We start from the raw sequence: 19,606 nt of genomic DNA on the forward strand, positions 1-19,606 counted from the left end.
AGTGATGGGAGAGAATGTTCAAGAGTGGATTCTAAATGTTCAGATAAAGACATAAAAAAATGAGCGTATTTACATACACTCATTTTTACTACATTTTACTAAAATTTGCTTAACTGACTGGCATTACGGCAATTGGCCGGGTTTTTTTATCATTTAATTCGGGTTAAAAAACAAAGTTATGTAAGATATAGCCGCAAATGAGCATACCCAATACGAAAAATAGGCATGACATCATATCAAGCTGATAACGCGAGCCAAGATGATGCTCAACCTGCTGTAAATTTTCTTCTTGAACGATTTTCATAGATATTTATTATCCGATCTATTTATCGTAAATGATTATTTGTTGATCGTATTTTTACCATAAAAAATTGATTAAATAAAGTACATTCTTAACTAAACTTCATAAAGTATTAATTTTATTTAAATAACTGGCCTCAATATATTCATAAAAATAGAACTATTATATTAAGTCATTATTTTTATAATGTTTTTAATATGATTATTCAGTTTAAGATAACATTGAAAATAAATTTATTTGAATTTAAATCTGTGGATAAATCTATTTTTAATAAATTCAAAATCCATTAATTCTGATTTCAATTGTGGATAAAAAATAATCAGAATTGAGAGAATATCGCACTAAAATAAATAAAAAACAGGAGACTCATATAAAAATATGAGCCTCCGATCTGGATATTCAGCTTAAGCTGCTTTTCGATAGATATTGGCCTGAATCCACAGATTGCCCCGAATATATTGACCAATCTGGAAATCTTTATGCTTGTCATTGCGGGTGGCTACACGGATCAAGGTAGCCGGCTGGCCTTCATCATGAATCAGGGTAACATCATAGAGCATGTAGTCCTGATCCATAAATTGCATTGAAGTTTTACCGACAATATTGCCCTGGAACCAGGCTTCATCTTCCTGACCCATGGTCTCACCATAGAGATAAGCGACCATTTTGGAGAAATCAACCGTTACCGGTTCTTTGTCTTCTTCAGATTTCGGCTCCCAAGCATCGATCTGTTCCTGTAAATTATCCGGTGCAACACCATTATTTTCCGCAAGAATTGCATTCAGGGCACGGTGATGTTTGATAGAGGCAGGATCATCCACGACTAAATGTTCATGGTCAGTCACCACTTCCAGTTCATAAGCCCAGGCATTTAAGTTGACGATATAAGACTGGTCTTTTTCATAATGCGATCGGTTGACGCTGTACAGCGTATCAAAGGCATAGATGATATTGTTGGCACCCAGATTGAGACGCAACACAGCTTGGGTGTCGGATTTACAAGAAATAATCCGGTCAATCGTGGCTTTCACCTGGTAGGGACTGTCAAAACCCGGAAATGCGGTTTTCACAGCCTGTGGCTTGTTATTTTCTACGGCAATCACTTGGCTTAATTGTACCGCAGCTTTGCTCGGTCCCTGAATCAGCCAGGTGGTTTCATCCATATCGCATTCTTGTGTACACAAGCCCATCGGCATTACAGGTGCGTCAAGGGCTTTGCCTAACCACTGGGGAACATCTGTGCCTGGGTTTTCAGTAAGCAAGGTCCAATGTTCGACATGACTACCGAAATTTTGATCATCAATAGTGATGATCTCTGGGCTATTCTGTTTTTTCATATGCACAATTGATCTTGGATGACTTATTTATAGTTAATCGAGGGTCATTACGATTTTTCAAGTCACTCGAATGAATTTAAAAATTAAAATGCAAATCATGTGAAGTCAAATATTTTTCTAGTTGTGAGTGGCTGACTCATTTAATACGGTTGAGTTGAGTATTTAAATACCAGGATATTCAGAGAAAGAGCGTTTTTAAGCATCAACCTGCATCCTCTGATTTGCTACACTAGTCCAAATTTCTCCCTTATGGAAAGCTGTGTGTTGCCATTCAAACTTTGGGTCGATGCAGATGCATTACCTCGTATTCTGAAAGATGTAATTATTCGTGCCTCCGATCGTTACCAGCTTGAAGTCACTTTTGTGGCTAATCAACCGGTAGGAATTACACCCTCAATTCGCATCAATTCTATTCAGGCCATGAGCGGGGCAGATGCGGCGGATCAGGAAATTGTTGACCGTATGAAAGAGCATGACATTGTGGTGACGCAGGATATACCCTTGGCTGCTCAAGTCATCGAGAAGGGTGGTATCGCGATTCACCCGCGTGGTGAAATCTATACAGTGGCTAACGTCAAAGCACGTCTGCATTTACGTGATTTTATGGATACCTTGCGTGGTGCCGGTGTGCAAACTGGTGGCCCACCGCCGATTTCTGAACGTGATAAGCGTGAGTTTTCCAGCTCTCTAGATCAAACCATTCAAAAACAGAAACGTAAAACTGCGATTAAATAAAAAACGAGATCAAGTATGCCCCCAAAAAGTAACCTGATGTTAACCTATGCCTTGCTGGTTTTCATCTGGTCCACCACACCACTGGCGATTGTCTGGAGTGTGGAAGATTTGCATCCGATGTGGGCATTGGCGATCCGCTTCTTTTTGGCTTTGCCTCTGGCCTTAGGATTATTGTGGTTATTTAAAACCAGATTACCGTTTGATCGTGTTTCCCTGCATAGTTACTTGGCGGGTGCATGCAGTTTTATCGGCTCGCAAATTTTTACTTACTGGTCTACGGATTATTTAAGTTCTGGCATTATTGCCTTAATGTTCGGCTTGGCACCCCTAATTTCAGGTCTGATTGGGCGTTTTGTCTTTCAGATGCAACTTTCGCTAAATCAATGGCTGGGAATGGGAATTGCTTTAACCGGACTTTCGGTGATCTGTCTAGGCGATGCAGATCAGCATATACAGCCAATTGGAATCGTGATCGCTTTGGTTGGGGTATTAGTTTATTGTGTATCCATGTTCTGGGTGAAGAAAATCAATGCGCCAATTGATCCTATGGCACAGGCGGCCGGTTCGATTGGTTTGTCAGTCGTTTTTTCTCTGGGTATGTTGCCATTTATCTGGCAATACGCACCCACTGCTATGCCACATGCCAAGTCCTTATTTGGTCTGGTATATGCGGTAATTATGGCATCACTGATTGCGATGTTCTGTTATTTCAAGCTGGTACAGAAAATTAAACCGACGACTTTGTCTTTAACCACAGTCCTGACACCAATGCTGGCCTTGCTGGTAGGTGTATTATTGAATAATGAAAAATTGCCACTAATTGCTTTGGTGGGTGTAGTAATTTTATTGTTCGGCTTAGTGGTTTATTTCGCTAAAGAAATTAAGGCGAGCTATAAAGCCCGCCTTTAATAAAAAGATAGATGCCAGTCTTAAGCAAAGCTGGCTTTCACACATTCGCCCAGTTTGACGCGATCCTGAGGATGCAGGGTAATGAAATAAGCACCCGTACGATATTTCCCGTTTTCTTCTGCACGACTGTAGGCCACCTGAGCGGTTGCCGCGATGTGGAAGAAGTTTTCCGGGTGACTTAAAGTCACATGCAGATAGGTTCCTTCACTAATCGGCTGATCACTAAAGAAGCTAAAACCAGTCTCTGAAAAGTTCACATGTTCCGGTACAGGTAACATGCTTTGTACAATTGCGTCATACAAAGAACCGGTAATAAGGTTTAATTTTTGGTTGAATAAGGATAAGATTCGAGCAATTTGTTGATCTTTTTCAGATAATTGTTCTAATTCGTAGTTAACAGCATGATCAAATTGATCTAGCTCTGCAAGTAGTAGAAAATAGCGGGGCAATACGAAATTAGCATCGTAAGGATCATTCAAGGCAACATCATCGGAAATAATCTGATAATTGATTCGTAAAGCAGCATCGATTCGAGACATGACTCGTCTTTCAGTGAATCCGTTTGGATGCTGTACATTTTCCATAATTTATTACCTCGGACTAGATGGTTATGTTCAAACCAATCTCGCTGTATATAGGGTTGAAATATACTCGCGCACGGCGTAGTAACCACTTCATTTCTTTTATCGCATTGGTCTCAATGATCGGTCTCACGCTCGGTGTAGCAGTCCTCATTACAGTTTTGTCTGTCATGAATGGTTTTGACCGAGAGTTGAAAAATCGCGTCTTGGGGATGGTTCCTCAAGCCACTGTTTCTTCGACGCAAATTCTAACAAATTGGCCTGAACTTGCAAAGCAGATTGAGCGGCATGAACACGTTCAAGGTGTGGCTCCTTTTACCCAGTTACAGGGGATGCTCACGGCTCAAGGGCAAGTTGCCGGAATTATGGTCAGCGGGATTGAACCAAAGTATGAGAAGAAAGTTTCGATCATCCAGAACCATATGGTCGAGGGTAGTATTGATAACCTGAAAAAAGGTGAATTTGGGATTGTTTTAGGCAAGCAGATGGCAGATGCCATGGGCGTAGGCTTGAACGATAACATTACCTTGGTTCTACCTGAAGCGACGCCTTCACCAGCAGGTGTCGTACCCCGTTTTAAACGCTTTAAAGTGGTCGGGATCTTCAGTATCGGTGCAGAAGTTGATTCGATGATGGGTTATATTGCCTTGAACGATGCTTCAACCTTGTTACGTTTGCCAGATGGTGCTCAGGGCGTACGTATGAAGCTGGATGACATTTTCGCAGCGCCTCAGGTTTCTCAGGAAATTGTGCGTGACTTACCGGGTAACTTCTATGCCTCTGACTGGACTTATACCCATGGTAATCTGTTTAGTGCAATCCAGATGGAAAAAGCGATGGTGAGCTTATTGCTATTCCTGATTGTCTTGGTCGCAGCATTTAATATCGTGTCTTCACTGGTAATGGTGGTCACAGATAAAAAATCCGACATCGCAATTTTACGTACTTTGGGTGCTTCACCTGCCACGATTACCCGAATCTTTATGGTTCAAGGTACTGTGATCGGCGTAATCGGAACTTGTGCGGGTGCCATTCTCGGGATTATTGCCGCCACCAGTATTAGTAGTTTTATTGGCTGGTTAAACAATTCACTTGGCCTGAATATGTTTGATGCTTACTTCATCAACTATTTACCTTCTTATCTGCGCTGGCAGGATGTGGTCGTGATTGTAGGTCTGTCACTTGCTTTAAGTTTCCTGGCCACTATTTATCCAGCATTCCGTGCTGCTAAAATTCAACCGGCGGAGGCATTGCGTTATGAGTAATCTGGTTCTGGATGCCCAAAATATCGAGAAATCTTTTACAGATGGAAAATCTACGGTTGATGTGATCAAAGGGATTTCATTGCAGGTAAAGGCCGGGGAATTTGTTTCTATTGTCGGTTCAAGTGGTTCCGGTAAAAGTACCTTGTTGCATATTCTGGGAGGATTGGATCGTCCTTCTGCCGGACAAGTGATGGTCAATGGCCGCCGTTTTGACAATTTATCTGAAGCAGAACGCGGCTATGTCCGTAATGAAAATTTGGGCTTTGTATATCAATTCCACCATTTATTGCCAGAGTTTACTGCACTAGAAAATGTCGCGATGCCTTTAATGCTTCGTAAAAACGTCAAGTTTAAAGAGGCTAAACAGCAGGCAGAATACTTACTGGAGCGTGTTGGATTAACCCATCGTTTAACCCATCAACCGGGCGAACTTTCAGGGGGCGAGCGTCAGCGTGTAGCACTGGCTCGTGCCGTGGTGACCAAGCCGAAGTTAATGATGGCAGATGAGCCAACAGGTAACTTGGACCGTAAAACAGCCGATAAAATCTTTGAGTTGCTGACTGAATTACGTAGTGAATTCAATATGGCCATGTTAATTGTGACCCATGATGAACAATTGGCACATTCGGCAGACCGGATTCTACATATGCGTGATGGTCTATGGATGAATGACTAATTACAGAAATAATCTTCTTTAATTGAAGCTCACTTCGGTGGGCTTTATTATTGCCTGAAAATAATAATAAAAAAGAAAATCTTCATGTTGCAATGGCTGTGTCTGGGCTGGATTTTAGGCCTTGCCAGTATGGGAAAATCTTTTCTGAATATTGAGTTGAATTCAATCTCAGTGATATTTCTTGCTGTGCTCTTTTATTTCTGTAGTTCCAAGCTCAATACTGTTCTGAAAAAGCCCTTACATAAAGGATTGCTGGTAAGTACCTGTATTCTACTCGGGACATTTTTGGGATATGGTTATGCCAATCAACAGCTCAGCCAACGGCTATTGAATGTCGAGCATGAAGTACTGCAGAAAGACATTATCGTTTATGTCAAACGCTTGAATAAACTCGGTGAACAATCCATCCAGCAGCCTTTGGAAGTATTAAACCTCGATGGACGCACCGTAACCTGGATGAGTTTTCTATCTGTAAATCCTCCCAGTACTTCACAACTATCAGCGAATCATGAAATTAATGCACTTGAACTGGGGCATTATTACCGGCTGCAAGGGCAGGTACGTCCTAATCACAGTTATGCAACGCCCGGTGCTTTTGATGCTGAAAAATGGGCACTGCAACAGAATATGATGGCAGGTTTCCGGATCAAACAGATAGAGCAACTTGATTCAGCTACTGTTTCTACACTGGGGTATAGTCAGTTTATTCGAGAGCAAAGAGCTTTAACTCAGCAATTTCTACTTTGGGTAGAGAAGAAGCGGCTGCAATTAAGAGAGTTCATAGCAAGGCAACCTGTACAAAATAAAGGTTTGCTTCTGGCTTTGCTCACCGGAGATGAAAGCCTTTTAAATCCTGCAACTGAACAGCAATTTCGACGTATGGGTATGAGTCACTTACTGGCGATTTCCGGACCACATGTGCTGATCTTTGCCCTGATGGTCTGTACCATGCTTCGGCTACTTGTCGCACGAAGTATGCCTCAGCTTTATCTAAGATGGCCACGCCAGTATTTTCTGGCTTTACCTTTTCTGTTTTGTGTGGTGCTGTACTGTGCCTTTGTGGGTTTTGAAATCCCGGCAATCCGCACTCTGCTGATCTGTATGATTGGTGTCATCCTCATGCTGCTTCGACAAAATCTGCAGGCTTTAAAACTTCTGATTCTGAGCGCCGCCTTACTGTTATTCATTGATCCCTTTAGTATCTTGTCCGCGGCTTTCTGGCTATCCTATGGGGCCTGTTTTGTATTGCTCAGAATTTATCAGACCATTCAACAGCGACCATCCGAGCAAAATCAGACAGCAATACAAAAACTGTATTTTGCAGCTAAAGTGCTAGTGGAATCACAGTGGAAAATCTTTCTCGCTTTATTTCCCTTAATGATGCTGTTTTTTAAGCAAATTGCCTGGATCACGCCATTCAGCAATCTGGTCGCAATTCCCTGGATCGGTCTTTTGATTGTACCGATCGATATTCTAGCAGCAATTCTTTTTTTTATCGCTGAACCGGTCTCAAGCATGCTATTTCAGCTGAATGATCTGTTGCTGAATATCCTATTGGGATTCTTAAATCTGCTGAATCACTGGTTTAAACCGCAGTTAATACCAGTTGCGATGAATCTCTGGATGATTGGCCTATGCATCCTGTCTTTGCTGATTTTATTCTTACCACGAGGCGTATTGCCAAAATCCTGGATAGCTATCGCGGCAGTACCAATTTGTATTCCTCAACTCTATCATCCGCCATTTCAGCTTTCGGTGCTGGACGTTGGGCAAGGGCAGGCGATATTCCTTCGTTATGGAACTCATAACATGATGATCGATATGGGTGGTTATTATGATGAGGAAAAATTTAGTATTGGGAAGCAGGTAATCATGCCATTTCTGTCGGTACAAGGTGTTTCTCAACTGGAGCAGGTGATTTTAACGCATCTGGATCAGGACCATAGTGGTGCTTATCACAGCATTAAAGACCAGCTCAAGATTAAGAATATCTATGCCAATGAAGTGACCGAAACTGCAGCCTCTTCAAACTTTCAATTATGTTATCAGGGACAGCGGTGGCAATGGCAGAATGATGTGCAGATTAAGGTCATTGCACCAAAACTAGAACAATTAAATACTGCTAATTTCAATAAAAATGACCTGTCTTGTGTAGTGTATTTGCAGCTCAAAGATGTCTGGCCTTATCAGAATTTTCTGCTGATGGGAGATGCAGGTTGGCAGACTGAATATCAGTTACTCAAAGACTACCCCGATTTAAAAGTGGATGTCTTGGTCTTAGGCCATCATGGCAGTCAGCACAGTTCAGCTTATCAATTCTTGCAGCACTATCGTCCTAAACTGGCGATTGCGTCTGCTGGAAAATTTAATCGTTACGGGCATCCAAGTCAGTTGACTCAACAGCGTCTCAAAGAATTTGATATTCCCCTATTGACTACAGCAGAGCATGGCAGCCTGCATTTTCATCAGCAAGGAACTCAAATCATTCTAGAAACTGAAAGAAGTCGCTGGAAATGGTTACAAAAACAAAATCTAACTGACTGATTCTAGAGATGGTTCAACAGCAGCCAGATTAGAAGTTCTTAACTGGTTCACTTTGGACAAAGCTTGGTTATGATCAAGCTTATAAATATTTCCCAGATCTTCGTGAGCTCTAAAGCGTTTATAGCTCCAGTGATAATGTTCAGGATGACGCTGAATCAGGTTTTCAATCGTGTTGATGATGATGCCTGTACCTTGATTAGCATTTCCCTGATAAATTTTTTCATCTATGGCCTCGATATGAATATCAAAGCCAGCATCCTCATTACGCAGGGCATAAAGGAACAGGGCACGAGCTTTAGTTTTCTGGATCAGCTTGGCACTCAGATTGCTGGTAGCTAGAGGAACACCAAAGTAAGGAATATATTCACCGCCAACGTTGGGTGTATGATCCGGCAGAATGACAGTGGTGCCACCTTGCTTCAAGGCTTTGAAAATCTGTCGTACACCAGACTCATCTGTCGGCACCAGATTGGCCTGTTCGCGACTACGAGCTGCACGTACAAACTGATCCGCTGCCTGATTTTTTACAGGCTTATACATGATGGTCATTGAAGTGAATTGCGCAACATAGGCATTCATGATTTCCCAAGTGCCAAAGTGCGGCACAATTAGTACCAGACCTTTATTTTGTGCCAAGGCATCATGCAGTAAATCTTCGCCTATAACCTTATGCACTCTCTCAATATTTTTCTGATTACTCGAACCCCAAATACTGAAAAATTCGAAATAAGACATCAGTTCATTGCGAATCGCGGCACGGGTAATCCGTTCTCTTTCCTGTGTCGACAGTTCAGACAAACTGATCTCAAGGTTCAGGCGAATTACATCAGAAGTTTTAGAAACTTTAAAAATATTAACGATTAAGGCAAGAATACGCGCAATCCATCGGGAAACTGAAAGCGGTTGGCGGCTAATATATTTGAGTAAACCGTAAGCTGAATTCTTTGAGCTGCGTTCAGTCATTGAGTTGTAATATTGATAAAATAAAAAAGAATAGCACTTATTATAGGCGAAAACGGTTTCTTTAGACAGAATTACCCTTTTCGGTGTATATAATGGGTTCAATATAAATTAATTTATTGGATTATTTATGTCCGATTGGCCACCAAAACCTGAAAATCAAATACAAAATACGCAACAACCAGTTCAACCGACTGGCCCAGAATGGAAACTGCTGGAAAAAGCGGTTTTAGCTTCAGTAGAAGAGCAACGACGGGCACGTCGCTGGGGGATCTTCTTTAAATTTCTGACCTTCGCTTATCTGCTGGTTGTCATTCTTGCGCTGGGTAAAGGCTGTAGCATGAGTGCTTCTGATCCAAGTGCAGGCGCAGGTGCACACATTGCTGTGGTTGATATTATTGGTACGATTGCCGCAGACAAGCAAAGCGTAAATAGTAGCAATACCATCAAATCACTCAAAAAAGCCTTTGAAAACAAGCAAAGTAAGGCTGTTGTTTTAAATATTAATTCACCGGGTGGTTCACCAGTCCAGTCAGATGAAATCTGGCAGGAAATCCAGTATCTGAAAAAACAGCATCCTGAGAAAAAACTCTATGCCGTGATTGGTGATACCGGAGCTTCTGGTGCTTACTATATTGCATCCGCTGCAGATGAAATCATTGTCAATCCATCGAGTCTGGTCGGTTCAATTGGTGTGATCATGCCGAACTATGGTGTGAATAACCTGCTGCAAAAACTTGGAGTTGAAGACCGCACCATGACTTCAGGTGAAAATAAAGCTTTGCTGTCCATGACACAGCCGGTTGATCCTGCGCAAAAAGCGCATGTACAAGGTGTGCTGGATAATGTGCATGGTCACTTTATTAATGCTGTAAAGCAGGGGCGTGGGGCTAAATTAAAATCGACTGATCCGGCTATTTTCTCAGGTCTGTTCTGGACCGGTGAACAAGCGGTGAAATTGGGTATTGCAGACCGTATTGGCAGTTTAAATACTTTGAAGCGTGAACTAAAAACTGAAAAAGCACTGAATTACACTATTGAATATAGTCCATTTGAGTCAGTACTGGGTCGTATGGGTTCATCGATTGGTGAAGGAATTGCAACTTCAGTGGCACAGAAACTTCAGTCAGAAAATAAAACGACATTACAATGAAACCCTTGATTCATTTTGCGCACGCCAATGGCGTGCCATCTAAAGTCTATCAAAAGCTGTTTGAAGGACTGCAAGATGATTACGATATTATCTATGTGCCGCTATTAGGACCTGATAAGCGTTATCCGATTGATAATCACTGGAAAAGTCTGACTCAACAGGTGATTGACAGTATTGTACGTCAGTCTCATGGACGTTCAGTGATTGGTTTGGGGCATTCATTAGGTTCAGTCCTGAGCTTTCAGGCCTCCTTACAGCGTCCAGAACTTTTTTCGCAAATGATTATGCTTGATCCGCCGATGATCATGGGCAAAGAAGCCTTTGCATTGCATATTGCAAAAACTTTTCGCTTAAAAGCACTGGACCAGATGTCACCTGCAGGTTTGTCGAAACGCCGTCGTGATCATTGGGAGTCTCGGGAACAGGCAGCTGAACTGTTACGTCCAAAAGGCTTTTATCAGGATTTTGATGCAGATTGCTTCCAGGCTTATATTGACTATGCTTTAAAGGATGATCCGGTTCGAGGTGGAGTTGAACTCACTATTCCTAAAATGGATGAAGTGAATATCTTTAGAACCAATCCATCGCTATGGTGGCTACCTCAGTCAAAACCAAAAGTACCAGTACACCTGGTGGTTGCCAAGAAAGGTCCATTTTTGGCGCGCAGATTTCCGCAGCAAGTGCAAAAGAAATTTGGCATTCCATTTACAGTGGTAGATGGTGGGCATATGTTCCCATTGGAGCAGCCTGAGCAAGTAGCGAGTCTGGTCAAACAACTGATTCAGCAACAGTCTGCTTAAAGTTCATCTCATCTAAAGAAATAAAAAAACGCATCCGAGGATGCGTTTTTTTATATTTGGACTTTTAGAATTTGCAGAATTGAACAGGTTCCTGCATTTTTGCATTACGGTACAACACACCTTGTTCAGTATGCTGAATTGTCCCATTACAAATCCATTCTACCACTTGTGGGTAAATCAGATGTTCCAGTACATGTACCCGCTGAGCTAAAGTGTGAGCCGTATCTTGATGCGATACTTTTAACACACCCTGTGCTAAGGCTTGGCCGGCATCCAGTTCAGGAGTGACATAATGCACTGTACAACCATGCAGAACATCACCAGTATTCAGGACACGCTGATGGGTATGCATGCCTTTGTAATGTGGCAAAAGAGAAGGGTGAATATTCAGCATTTTCCCTTCCCAGGCTTTCACAAATTTTTCACTTAAAATTCGCATAAAGCCCGCAAGTACCACTAGATCAACATCCCAGTCCAGAAGCTGCTGATGCATGACATCATCAAAAGCTTCCCGGCTTGGATACTGCTTATGTTCAATGACTGCAGTCGGAATTCCTGCTTTATGAGCGCGCTCTAAAGCAAATGCTTCAGGCTTGTTGGAAAGCACCCCGACAATTTCTCCTGACAGATTGGCATCAATCAGGGCTTGCAGGTTCGATCCACTGCCTGAAACAAGTACAGCAATTTTAATCATGCGAAATTACGCGAAGATCACACGGATTTTTTCGTCAGCGCCTTCTACAGACTCGGCATTATCTGCAATATGACCCATGGTCCATGCTTTCTCGCCCAAACCGTTGAGTAGCTCAACAGTTTTGTCTGCTTCTGCTGCATCAACAACAAGAACCATACCTACGCCACAGTTAAAGGTACGATACATTTCAAACTGCTCTACACCACCTTCACGTTGAAGAAGTTTGAACAGCTCAGGCCATTCCCAAGAAGATTCATCTACGACTGCTTGAGCACCGTTTGGTAATACGCGAGGCAGGTTGCCTGGTAAACCGCCACCCGTGATGTGTGCCATCGCATGTACATCAACCTGTTTTAGCAGTTCAAGAATAGATTTCACATAAATGCGTGTTGGTTCCATTGCAACATCTGCAAGTGGACGACCATCAACGATTTGATTCAGGTCAACATTTTTAACTTCAAGAATTTTACGAAGCAACGAATAACCGTTTGAGTGTGCACCAGAAGATGCAACACCAATGAGTACATCACCCGCTTTTACTTTAGAGCCATCAATAATTTTGCTTTGCTCAACTACACCGACACAGAAGCCTGCAAGATCGTAATCTTCACCTTCGTACATGCCTGGCATTTCAGCAGTTTCACCACCAACCAGTGCACAGCCTGCAAGTTCACAGCCAGCACCGATTCCTGTTACAACATTTGCAGCCACGTCCACATTTAGGTGACCAGTCGCATAATAGTCCAAGAAGAAGAGTGGTTCAGCACCACAAACGAGAAGGTCGTTCACACACATTGCAACCAGATCTTGACCAATGGTGTCATGACGGTTCAAATTCAGTGCCAGACGTAATTTTGTACCAACACCATCTGTGCCTGATACGAGAACAGGTTCTTCATAACCTTTAGGGATCTTACAAAGGGCGCCGAAACCGCCTAATCCGCCCATTACTTCAGGACGTTTAGTACGCTTAGCGACGGACTTGATTCGGTCGACTAACGCGTCTCCCGCTTCAATATCGACACCTGCATCTTTGTAGCTTAAACCAGTGTTTGGGGTAGAAGTTGAGTTGCTCATAATGAAGTCTCCGCATTCGCGCGGGGGATTATAACCTGAATATGCAAAACTCTTATGGTATTTATGCCCTAAAATGCTATCTTTATTAAAATATTTTACTTTTTATAACGATTAATAGAGAGAAGGCGAAACTTTATGGTAGATCGCACATTGCGTCGCGTGTTTATCCTAGCTGGGATAGCTTTGTTGTTGTGGATTCTATATTTACTAAAACCCGTTGTAATTCCATTTGTTGCAGCGTTTTTAATGGCTTATCTGTTCAGCCCGCTGGTAGATAAACTGCACGATATCGGTCTGCCGCGTTGGCTCTCTATTAGTATCGTTTTTACTGGAATCGGGATCGTTATGATCCTGGCGATCTGGTATCTGGTGCCGTTGATCTGGCAGCAGCTGATTTATGCGCGTGACAATATACCTGCGGTCATTGGCTGGATTAATTCAACCTTTTTGCCATGGTTGTCGAATACCTTCAATGTCGTTGAAATGGAAATTGATACCACACAGATTTCTGATGTGGTCATGGACTATGTGCAAACCAATTATAGTGCTGACAGTATTCAGGCCTTCCTGCTACGCCTTGCACAATCTGGAATTAACTTCTTGCAGATTGGCGGTACGATTGTCCTGATTCCAATTATTGCATTCTATTTCCTGCTGGATTGGGATCGTATGCTGGAAAGCTTGCGTCGCCTGATTCCACGCCCTTATGAAGAAAGCACCTTAAGAATTGTAGGTGAATGCCACAGTGTGCTGGGCGCCTTTGTCAAAGGACAGTTTCTGGTGATGATTCTGCTGGGAATTGTTTATGCAGTGGGCTTACAACTGATTGGTCTTGAAGTCGGTTTGATTATCGGTATGGTGGCAGGCCTGGCCAGTATTATTCCTTATCTGGGCTTTGCTGTCGGTATTATTGCGGCTGTGATTGCAACTTTCCTGCAGTTTGGGATTGACTGGTGGCAACTGGTTCTGGTTGGTGTGGTCTTTATGGTCGGTCAGGCGGTAGAAGGTTATGTACTGCAACCATTCCTGCTTGGCGATAAAATTGGCTTATCACCAGTAGCAGTTGTATTTGCGGTACTGGCGGGTGCTCAACTGGCGGGTTTCATGGGAATGCTAATTGCATTGCCGGTTGCAGCCGTCATTGTGGTTCTATTGCGACATGCACGTGAATATTACGAACATACACACTTTTATGGAAATCAGGCAGTCGTCATGAATGATCCGGCTACAGGTTCCATAAGCGTAGAAACTTCAGACTTAGATGTTGATATTGAAATGAAAAAGTCAGAAGCAAAACCACTGCAAGAGGGAAAGAAATCAAGTAAGATGGATGTACCTCTTCATAAAGACTCATAAGGCCATCAGAATCATATGCGTCAATTGCAGCTAGATATAGAACCTCAACTCGATGCTCGAATTAGTGATTTTTCGGGCCCGGGATGGGGTCATGTAATTGACGCAGTCCGACAGCTGCATGCAGGCCTAATCAGCCGCTTTTATGTGTATGGCGGAGCTGGAACAGGGAAAAGTCACTTACTCTCTGCCATTTGTGATTCTTATCTGGAAATCGGTAAGACTGCTATACAGGTGTCTTTGCTGGAGCTTCTGGATGCGCCTACTGAAGCCATTACTTCGCTGGACCGGTTTGACCTGATCGCACTGGATGATATTGAAGCCATTAGTGGGGTTCCACACTGGCAACGCGCCGTTTTTCACTTGATTAATTATAATGATGAAGGCGGTGGTCAGCTGGTATTTTCTTCCCGTTTTGCACCCATTGAGTTAAAGCTTGAATTGCCCGATTTGCAGTCCCGACTCACGCAGGCAGTCAGTGTCCGTGTCCCAAATGGCAGTCTTTATGCGGACCGATTTACCTTGGTATCCTCGGTATTGGACCGACGCGGTATTCATCTTGATCCACAGATTTTTGATTATTTGCTAAATCACGGACCACATCAAACTTCTGTGCTTCTACAAACATTAGAACAGATTATTCAATTACTTAAAGGCGAAAAGCTGAAGGTCAGCAATGCTAACCTGCGGCAGATTTATGCATTAATTGATGAATATCGTTAAATTATAAAACATCTTGAGTAATTACTCAGTCTATGCGAAAGTAAGGCAAAATAATTCGCTGTTGCAAGGAAGATGCAACTTTAGAAGAAAAAGAAAGAAATAAAAAATTAAGGAGAAGGGTATGCTCAAGAAGAGCATAGGCATGGCTTTGCTATGTATGGCGGGGCAGGCATATAGTGCAGAAATTATTGTAACTACCACAGAAGATATTGAAAAAGATGACAAGGAATGTTCACTTCGAGAAGCTGTTGAATATGTGAATCGTGGCCTGGTTAAAGAAGGTTATATGGGCTGTGGTGGCGAAAATGCTATTGGCACCATTATCTTAAAAGAAAAAACGACCTATGTACTGAATAAGCATATCCCGATCAAGAAATCAGTAACGATTAAATCTATCGCAGAAGTAGATGGTGAATTTAGTAGTACCGATAAGGTAATGGGGTTATATAACGCTCATATTCAAATGAAAGGGACAGATAATCTCTTCCGTATTAGCAATGATGAAGAGCTGATTCAAGTCAATTTAAAAGAACTCGACCTTGAAGGTTGCGGTAAAAGCAGCTGTGCCGAACAAGGTGGCCTAATTCATAATAAAGGTAAATTGGTGATTGATTACAGCCGCTTATACAAGGGGGCTGCGAGTCAAGGTGGTGCCATTTATAATGTGGGGAAATTTGGCCAGAATCTGATTGCTTTTGCCGAAATAAAAACCAGCCTGATTGAAAATAATCAGGCGCAACAGGGTGGCATACTCTATAGCCAGCTTCCATACTTTCTGGTTTATCAAAGCGTTTTAAAGAATAACCAGACGCTGAATAATAATGCTACCAATATTTATACAGCGGGCCAAGTCGATAATCCTGCCGATATTCAATCCATTAATGCTGAAGTCCTAAGCAGTACCCTGTTAAAAAATAAGGGAGCACTGATCAATGTGATTGATGGAGTGGGAATCAATAACCTGACAATAGTGGACAATACAGGTACAGCACTACGTATTAGTGCCCCGAATGGTAAAGCCTATGTGGCGAACAGTATTATTTTAAGAAATGGTACGCAGGATTGTCAGATTGAAACTACGGATAAAAGTACGATTCACAATAACCTGGTAACAGCATCTTGTGGTACAGGTGATGCTGCGTATCCAAACCAGATCTGGACAGGTACTCGCTTGTTTGCAGAGGCTTCAGATCAAAGTGAAGGTGCCTGTCTAAATTTAAAACAAAATAGCGATGCTATTCTATGTCCTTATAGCGTTCCTAAAGATCAGTTCTTGGGCTATCTACGTCCTCGTATCCTGTTGAATTATAATCAGGTTAGTGATTCACCGATTGTAAATAGAGGGACTAGCTACAATAGCAGCAATCCTTCAGTCAGCTGTGAGGCGTCAGACCAACGCGGTGTAGACCGTTTACTAGATAACTTATTTTGTGACCGTGGTGCGATTGAAATTACAGTTCCAACATCTACCAGTCTGGTTGGACAGGATCTTCTAAAAGGAGAGACTGCAAAGTTTTCAATTGAATCTGCTTTAGGAGATAGTGATTTAATTCCTAAAGAGCAATGCAATAACATTATTGGAGAGAATCCAAAGGGTGAGCCTTGGCAAGATGGCTGCTTACAGGTTATCCAAACCAAAACTGTTTCCAAGGGCAAAACAGTCATTGATATTGATGGGAATGTTGTTTATACCCCAGATTCACAATGGCATGGTGCTGACATTTTTGAAATTCAGGTAGTTACTTCATCTACACGATTTAATAAGTCCAAACCTTATCTGGTTTTAAGTACCCAGATTGTACAGGAACCTAAAAATGAAATGAAAGACAAGTCTGTGAAGACCTCTGGTGGGGCATGGGGGATCGCTGGCTTAATGGGCTTGATAGGATTGATCGGCCTACGTCGCAGATTAAAAGATTAAGGAAAAATCATGAAAAATTATAAAAAAGGACTGCTTGCAGCCATGATTTTATCTGCCATGAGTTTAATGGCAGCCGAAGATAAAACCATATATGTCACTACATTTGCTGACGAGGATGGGGAAAATACCAGTGCCTGTTCCTTGCGTGAAGCCATTAAGACAGCCAAGCTGGATAAATCCTATGGAGGATGTAATGTTGGCCGTACATTGCGTAATGACGGTTCCGCTCCAGATGTCATCCAACTCGAAGCTGGGGAATACAAGCTCAATAGTGAAATTATTGTTGAATCCCATGTCAATATTTTGGGAAAATCACCCTTCAATTATACTCAAAGAAGTCCTATTACCTTTTTATATCCAACACGTGAGGCTTTAACAACCACCATTTCAGGCCAAGGGAAAACCCGCTTATTTAATACGGTCGCTAGCCAAGCCAGCATGGTGGTAAATGGTGTCATCCTGAAAGATGGTTATGCTGCAAAAACCAGTCTGGATAAAGGTAATGGTGGAACATTTTATGTCGCCGGTCCTCTAAGCCTCGTGAATAGTGAAATTGTAAATTCACGAGCGGCTGCAGAAGGGGGAGCAATTTATGCAGTGGCGATGAATAATGAAAAAATTATCAAGATTCAGGATTCCTTAATTCATCAGAATAAAGCAGCTACATATGGCAGTGTCTTGGCCATGGATTGTGTGGGGAATTTGGGCAGTACAGAGACCAAGCTAGAAATTAGCGCAAGCAGCATTGTCAAAAATGGTTCTACTGATACGGCCAGTATTCTGGACTTCTGTGGTTATGCCAAAGCTGATATTAGTAACTCTACGATTGCAAAAAATACGACCAGTACTACAGGTCATATTTTCCGAATGGCCAATGAAATCAGCCGTCCATTAAGTTCTTTCTTCACTTTTAGTGCTATTAATAACACGATTGTCGAAAATACTGCTCGCTCAACCATCTTTTATGACAATACTGGTAATTCGAGTCTGGCTTATAATGTATTAGCATTTAATCAGGGATTGTCTTGTGAATATGCCTTGAATGGTGGGAATCCAAGTAAAGAACAGGATGTAGATTTATTTACTGCTTATAATGCGATTCATACAAGTGGTTCCTCACGCTGTATATTACCTGAACTGGCAGAAAACAGTGTTTCAACGAATATTGATGTATCCAGTAATCAGATCACAGATCTGTTAACTCCTTATATCGAACCTTCTGTAAATAACCGTTATTTAGGGATGTATTATCCTATTGATCGACAATCGAATACGGATCTGGTCAATATCGGTACAGAAAGTTGTGAAGAAACTGATCAGCGTGGAATTGAGCGGTTGACTAAGGTAACATTGTTATTTAATCCGGACGCAAAAAATTCCTGTGAAATTGGGTCGGTAGAAATCCGGCGCTTAACTGCAGCAGATATTTCTGGCCTAAAAAATAGTTCTTTAACAGAGTTGCTGGATTATTATCAGGAAAATATTGATGATATTAATTCTATTCTGGCCGATAAGAATACAAAACCTGAGGAAATACAGGGCTTAAAGGAAGAGCTAAAAGAATATGAGGATCTTTTAAAATATACCAAGCAATACCAGAAATATCGTGCCATATACGTTAATCCATTTAGTTTGGTCATGCCTCAAGAAACTTTAAATAATACTCAAGTACAAGCTAAAGCATTAAATTCACAAAATTATGAAATTACAGTGCAATCTTTAGGTGTAGGGTCTTTATCTGGATCAGGCAGTTCATTAATTGTTCAAGGTGCGCCGAATGACCCAAATTTAAAATGTGAATGGAAGCCTGACTTAAACCGTATCATGATGTATCGTACTGATGGCAAAGTAACCAGTCTCTCGGATACGGAGTATTGCCGTTATACAATTAAAGACAAGCAGACAGGTGCCAGCAGTACAGGTATTTTGCAGGGCGCATTTGTAAATATTAAACCGATTGTAAAAAATGATGAATATAGAATTAGCGCAGAGAACAATCTGACCGTAACTGTGAATCCATTAGAGAATGACAGCGATGATGGTGATGGTCCACGGATGAATGGCAAGGCTGCTTTCTATCGTGATAAAGATGGTCGTGAGATTCCAATTCGCATTGTCAAGCTTCCTGCCGGAGTAAACCTTTCCGCAGAGCGAGAAGGACCATGCCCAGGAAATTTTGCAGGTGAAACCTGCTATGGTGGAAAATTAACCTTTAGTGTGAAAAATACTTTTAGTCAGTCAGATTATGATATGCAGTATCATGTTTTTGATGCAGATGAGTTGATGTCAGATACAGCTAGAATTAACTTAAAAAATACGGCTAAAAATACCAATACATCATCAAGTGGTGGTGGTTCATTTGGAATTTGGGGATTGTTCGGATTATTAGGTCTGGCAGGATATCGCCGAGTTAGAAAATAATTGCAGCATGAAAAAAGCCTCCAGATGGATAATGCCAGTCAGTTAAGAGATTGACTGGCATTTTTTTGGGTATTTCTGTGGTTTCCCTTTCACAACTCGTGGGTAGTTTCTACTTCTTTTTTTCGGTAAAACATACCTTTTAGATTTTTCCATTAA

16 protein-coding genes are annotated in these 19,606 nt (G+C 41.9%); 11 read left to right on the plus strand and 5 right to left on the minus strand.

The genetic code is table 11. The annotated features are described in order from the left end of the window. Positions 1–705: 705 nt before the first annotated feature. Complete coding sequence (locus tag FTU01_RS14630) at positions 706–1,638, minus strand: hypothetical protein (RefSeq protein ID WP_159124053.1); 933 nt, start codon at positions 1,636–1,638, stop codon at positions 706–708. Positions 1,639–1,887: 249 nt separating this feature from the next. Here FTU01_RS14630 and FTU01_RS14635 point away from each other — a divergent pair, with 249 nt between their 5' ends. Both FTU01_RS14635 and FTU01_RS14640 read left to right on the plus strand, forming a co-directional pair. Further along, positions 1,888–2,373 (plus strand): YaiI/YqxD family protein, encoded by a 486-nt coding sequence (locus tag FTU01_RS14635; RefSeq protein ID WP_180139804.1) that lies wholly within the window; start codon positions 1,888–1,890, stop codon positions 2,371–2,373. A gap of 15 nt (positions 2,374–2,388) precedes the next feature. Then, complete coding sequence (locus FTU01_RS14640; protein WP_180129927.1) at positions 2,389–3,282, plus strand: DMT family transporter; 894 nt, start codon at positions 2,389–2,391, stop codon at positions 3,280–3,282. A 20-nt stretch (positions 3,283–3,302) separates the two neighbouring features. Here FTU01_RS14640 and FTU01_RS14645 read toward each other — a convergent pair whose 3' ends face one another. Beyond that, on the minus strand, positions 3,303–3,866 hold the full coding sequence (locus FTU01_RS14645; RefSeq protein ID WP_180004111.1) for a PilZ domain-containing protein: 564 nt from the start codon (positions 3,864–3,866) through the stop codon (positions 3,303–3,305). A gap of 26 nt (positions 3,867–3,892) precedes the next feature. Here FTU01_RS14645 and FTU01_RS14650 point away from each other — a divergent pair, with 26 nt between their 5' ends. From FTU01_RS14650 to FTU01_RS14660, 3 genes are all read left to right on the plus strand, one after another. Next, the gene (locus FTU01_RS14650) at positions 3,893–5,128 is read left to right on the plus strand and encodes a lipoprotein-releasing ABC transporter permease subunit (RefSeq protein ID WP_034170943.1); all 1,236 of its coding nucleotides are present in this window, start codon (positions 3,893–3,895) and stop codon (positions 5,126–5,128) included. Further along, the gene (gene lolD, locus FTU01_RS14655) at positions 5,121–5,804 is read left to right on the plus strand and encodes a lipoprotein-releasing ABC transporter ATP-binding protein LolD (RefSeq protein ID WP_159124049.1); all 684 of its coding nucleotides are present in this window, start codon (positions 5,121–5,123) and stop codon (positions 5,802–5,804) included. The genes FTU01_RS14650 and lolD overlap by 8 nt, the downstream gene beginning before the upstream one ends. 84 nt (positions 5,805–5,888) lie before the next feature. Then, positions 5,889–8,348 carry a DNA internalization-related competence protein ComEC/Rec2 gene (locus tag FTU01_RS14660; RefSeq protein WP_180139807.1) on the plus strand — a complete coding sequence of 820 codons (2,460 nt, stop codon included), beginning with the start codon at positions 5,889–5,891 and terminating at the stop codon, positions 8,346–8,348. Here FTU01_RS14660 and FTU01_RS14665 read toward each other — a convergent pair. Beyond that, positions 8,337–9,311, minus strand: coding sequence for a lysophospholipid acyltransferase family protein (locus FTU01_RS14665; protein WP_180139810.1), 975 nt, complete (start codon positions 9,309–9,311; stop codon positions 8,337–8,339). The genes FTU01_RS14660 and FTU01_RS14665 overlap by 12 nt on opposite strands. A 127-nt stretch (positions 9,312–9,438) precedes the next feature. On the opposite strand from FTU01_RS14665, the gene sppA reads away from it, so the two are divergent. After that, positions 9,439–10,461, plus strand: coding sequence for a signal peptide peptidase SppA (sppA, locus tag FTU01_RS14670; RefSeq protein WP_166137701.1), 1,023 nt, complete (start codon positions 9,439–9,441; stop codon positions 10,459–10,461). Next, a complete protein-coding gene (locus FTU01_RS14675) occupies positions 10,458–11,261 on the plus strand; it encodes an alpha/beta fold hydrolase (RefSeq protein WP_180139814.1) in 804 nt (267 codons plus the stop codon). The genes sppA and FTU01_RS14675 overlap by 4 nt, the downstream gene beginning before the upstream one ends. Positions 11,262–11,325: 64 nt before the next feature. On the opposite strand, the gene purN is transcribed toward FTU01_RS14675, so the two are convergent. Both purN and purM read right to left on the minus strand, forming a co-directional pair. Continuing rightward, positions 11,326–11,955, minus strand: a complete 630-nt coding sequence (purN, locus tag FTU01_RS14680) for a phosphoribosylglycinamide formyltransferase (RefSeq protein WP_179992669.1) — start codon at positions 11,953–11,955, stop codon at positions 11,326–11,328. A gap of 6 nt (positions 11,956–11,961) precedes the next feature. Continuing rightward, a complete protein-coding gene (purM, locus tag FTU01_RS14685) occupies positions 11,962–13,032 on the minus strand; it encodes a phosphoribosylformylglycinamidine cyclo-ligase (RefSeq protein ID WP_180012795.1) in 1,071 nt (356 codons plus the stop codon). 135 nt (positions 13,033–13,167) lie between these two features. Here purM and cxpE point away from each other — a divergent pair, with 135 nt between their 5' ends. The 4 genes from cxpE (at position 13,168) to FTU01_RS14705 (ending at position 19,450) form a co-directional block, all read left to right on the plus strand. After that, a complete protein-coding gene (gene cxpE / locus FTU01_RS14690; RefSeq protein ID WP_179992671.1) occupies positions 13,168–14,388 on the plus strand; it encodes a chloramphenicol efflux transporter CxpE in 1,221 nt (406 codons plus the stop codon). Positions 14,389–14,403: 15 nt separating this feature from the next. Then, on the plus strand, positions 14,404–15,108 hold the full coding sequence (gene hda, locus FTU01_RS14695) for a DnaA regulatory inactivator Hda (RefSeq protein WP_179992672.1): 705 nt from the start codon (positions 14,404–14,406) through the stop codon (positions 15,106–15,108). 121 nt (positions 15,109–15,229) lie between these two features. Beyond that, positions 15,230–17,029: a rhombotarget A gene (rbtA, locus tag FTU01_RS14700; RefSeq protein ID WP_180139817.1), complete on the plus strand. Its 1,800-nt coding sequence runs from the start codon at positions 15,230–15,232 to the stop codon at positions 17,027–17,029. A gap of 9 nt (positions 17,030–17,038) precedes the next feature. Next, a complete protein-coding gene (locus FTU01_RS14705; protein WP_180139820.1) occupies positions 17,039–19,450 on the plus strand; it encodes a CSLREA domain-containing protein in 2,412 nt (803 codons plus the stop codon). The last annotated feature ends 156 nt before the right edge of the window (positions 19,451–19,606 follow it).

The organism is Acinetobacter sp. YH12043, assembly GCF_013419915.1.
Taxonomy (GTDB): domain Bacteria; phylum Pseudomonadota; class Gammaproteobacteria; order Pseudomonadales; family Moraxellaceae; genus Acinetobacter.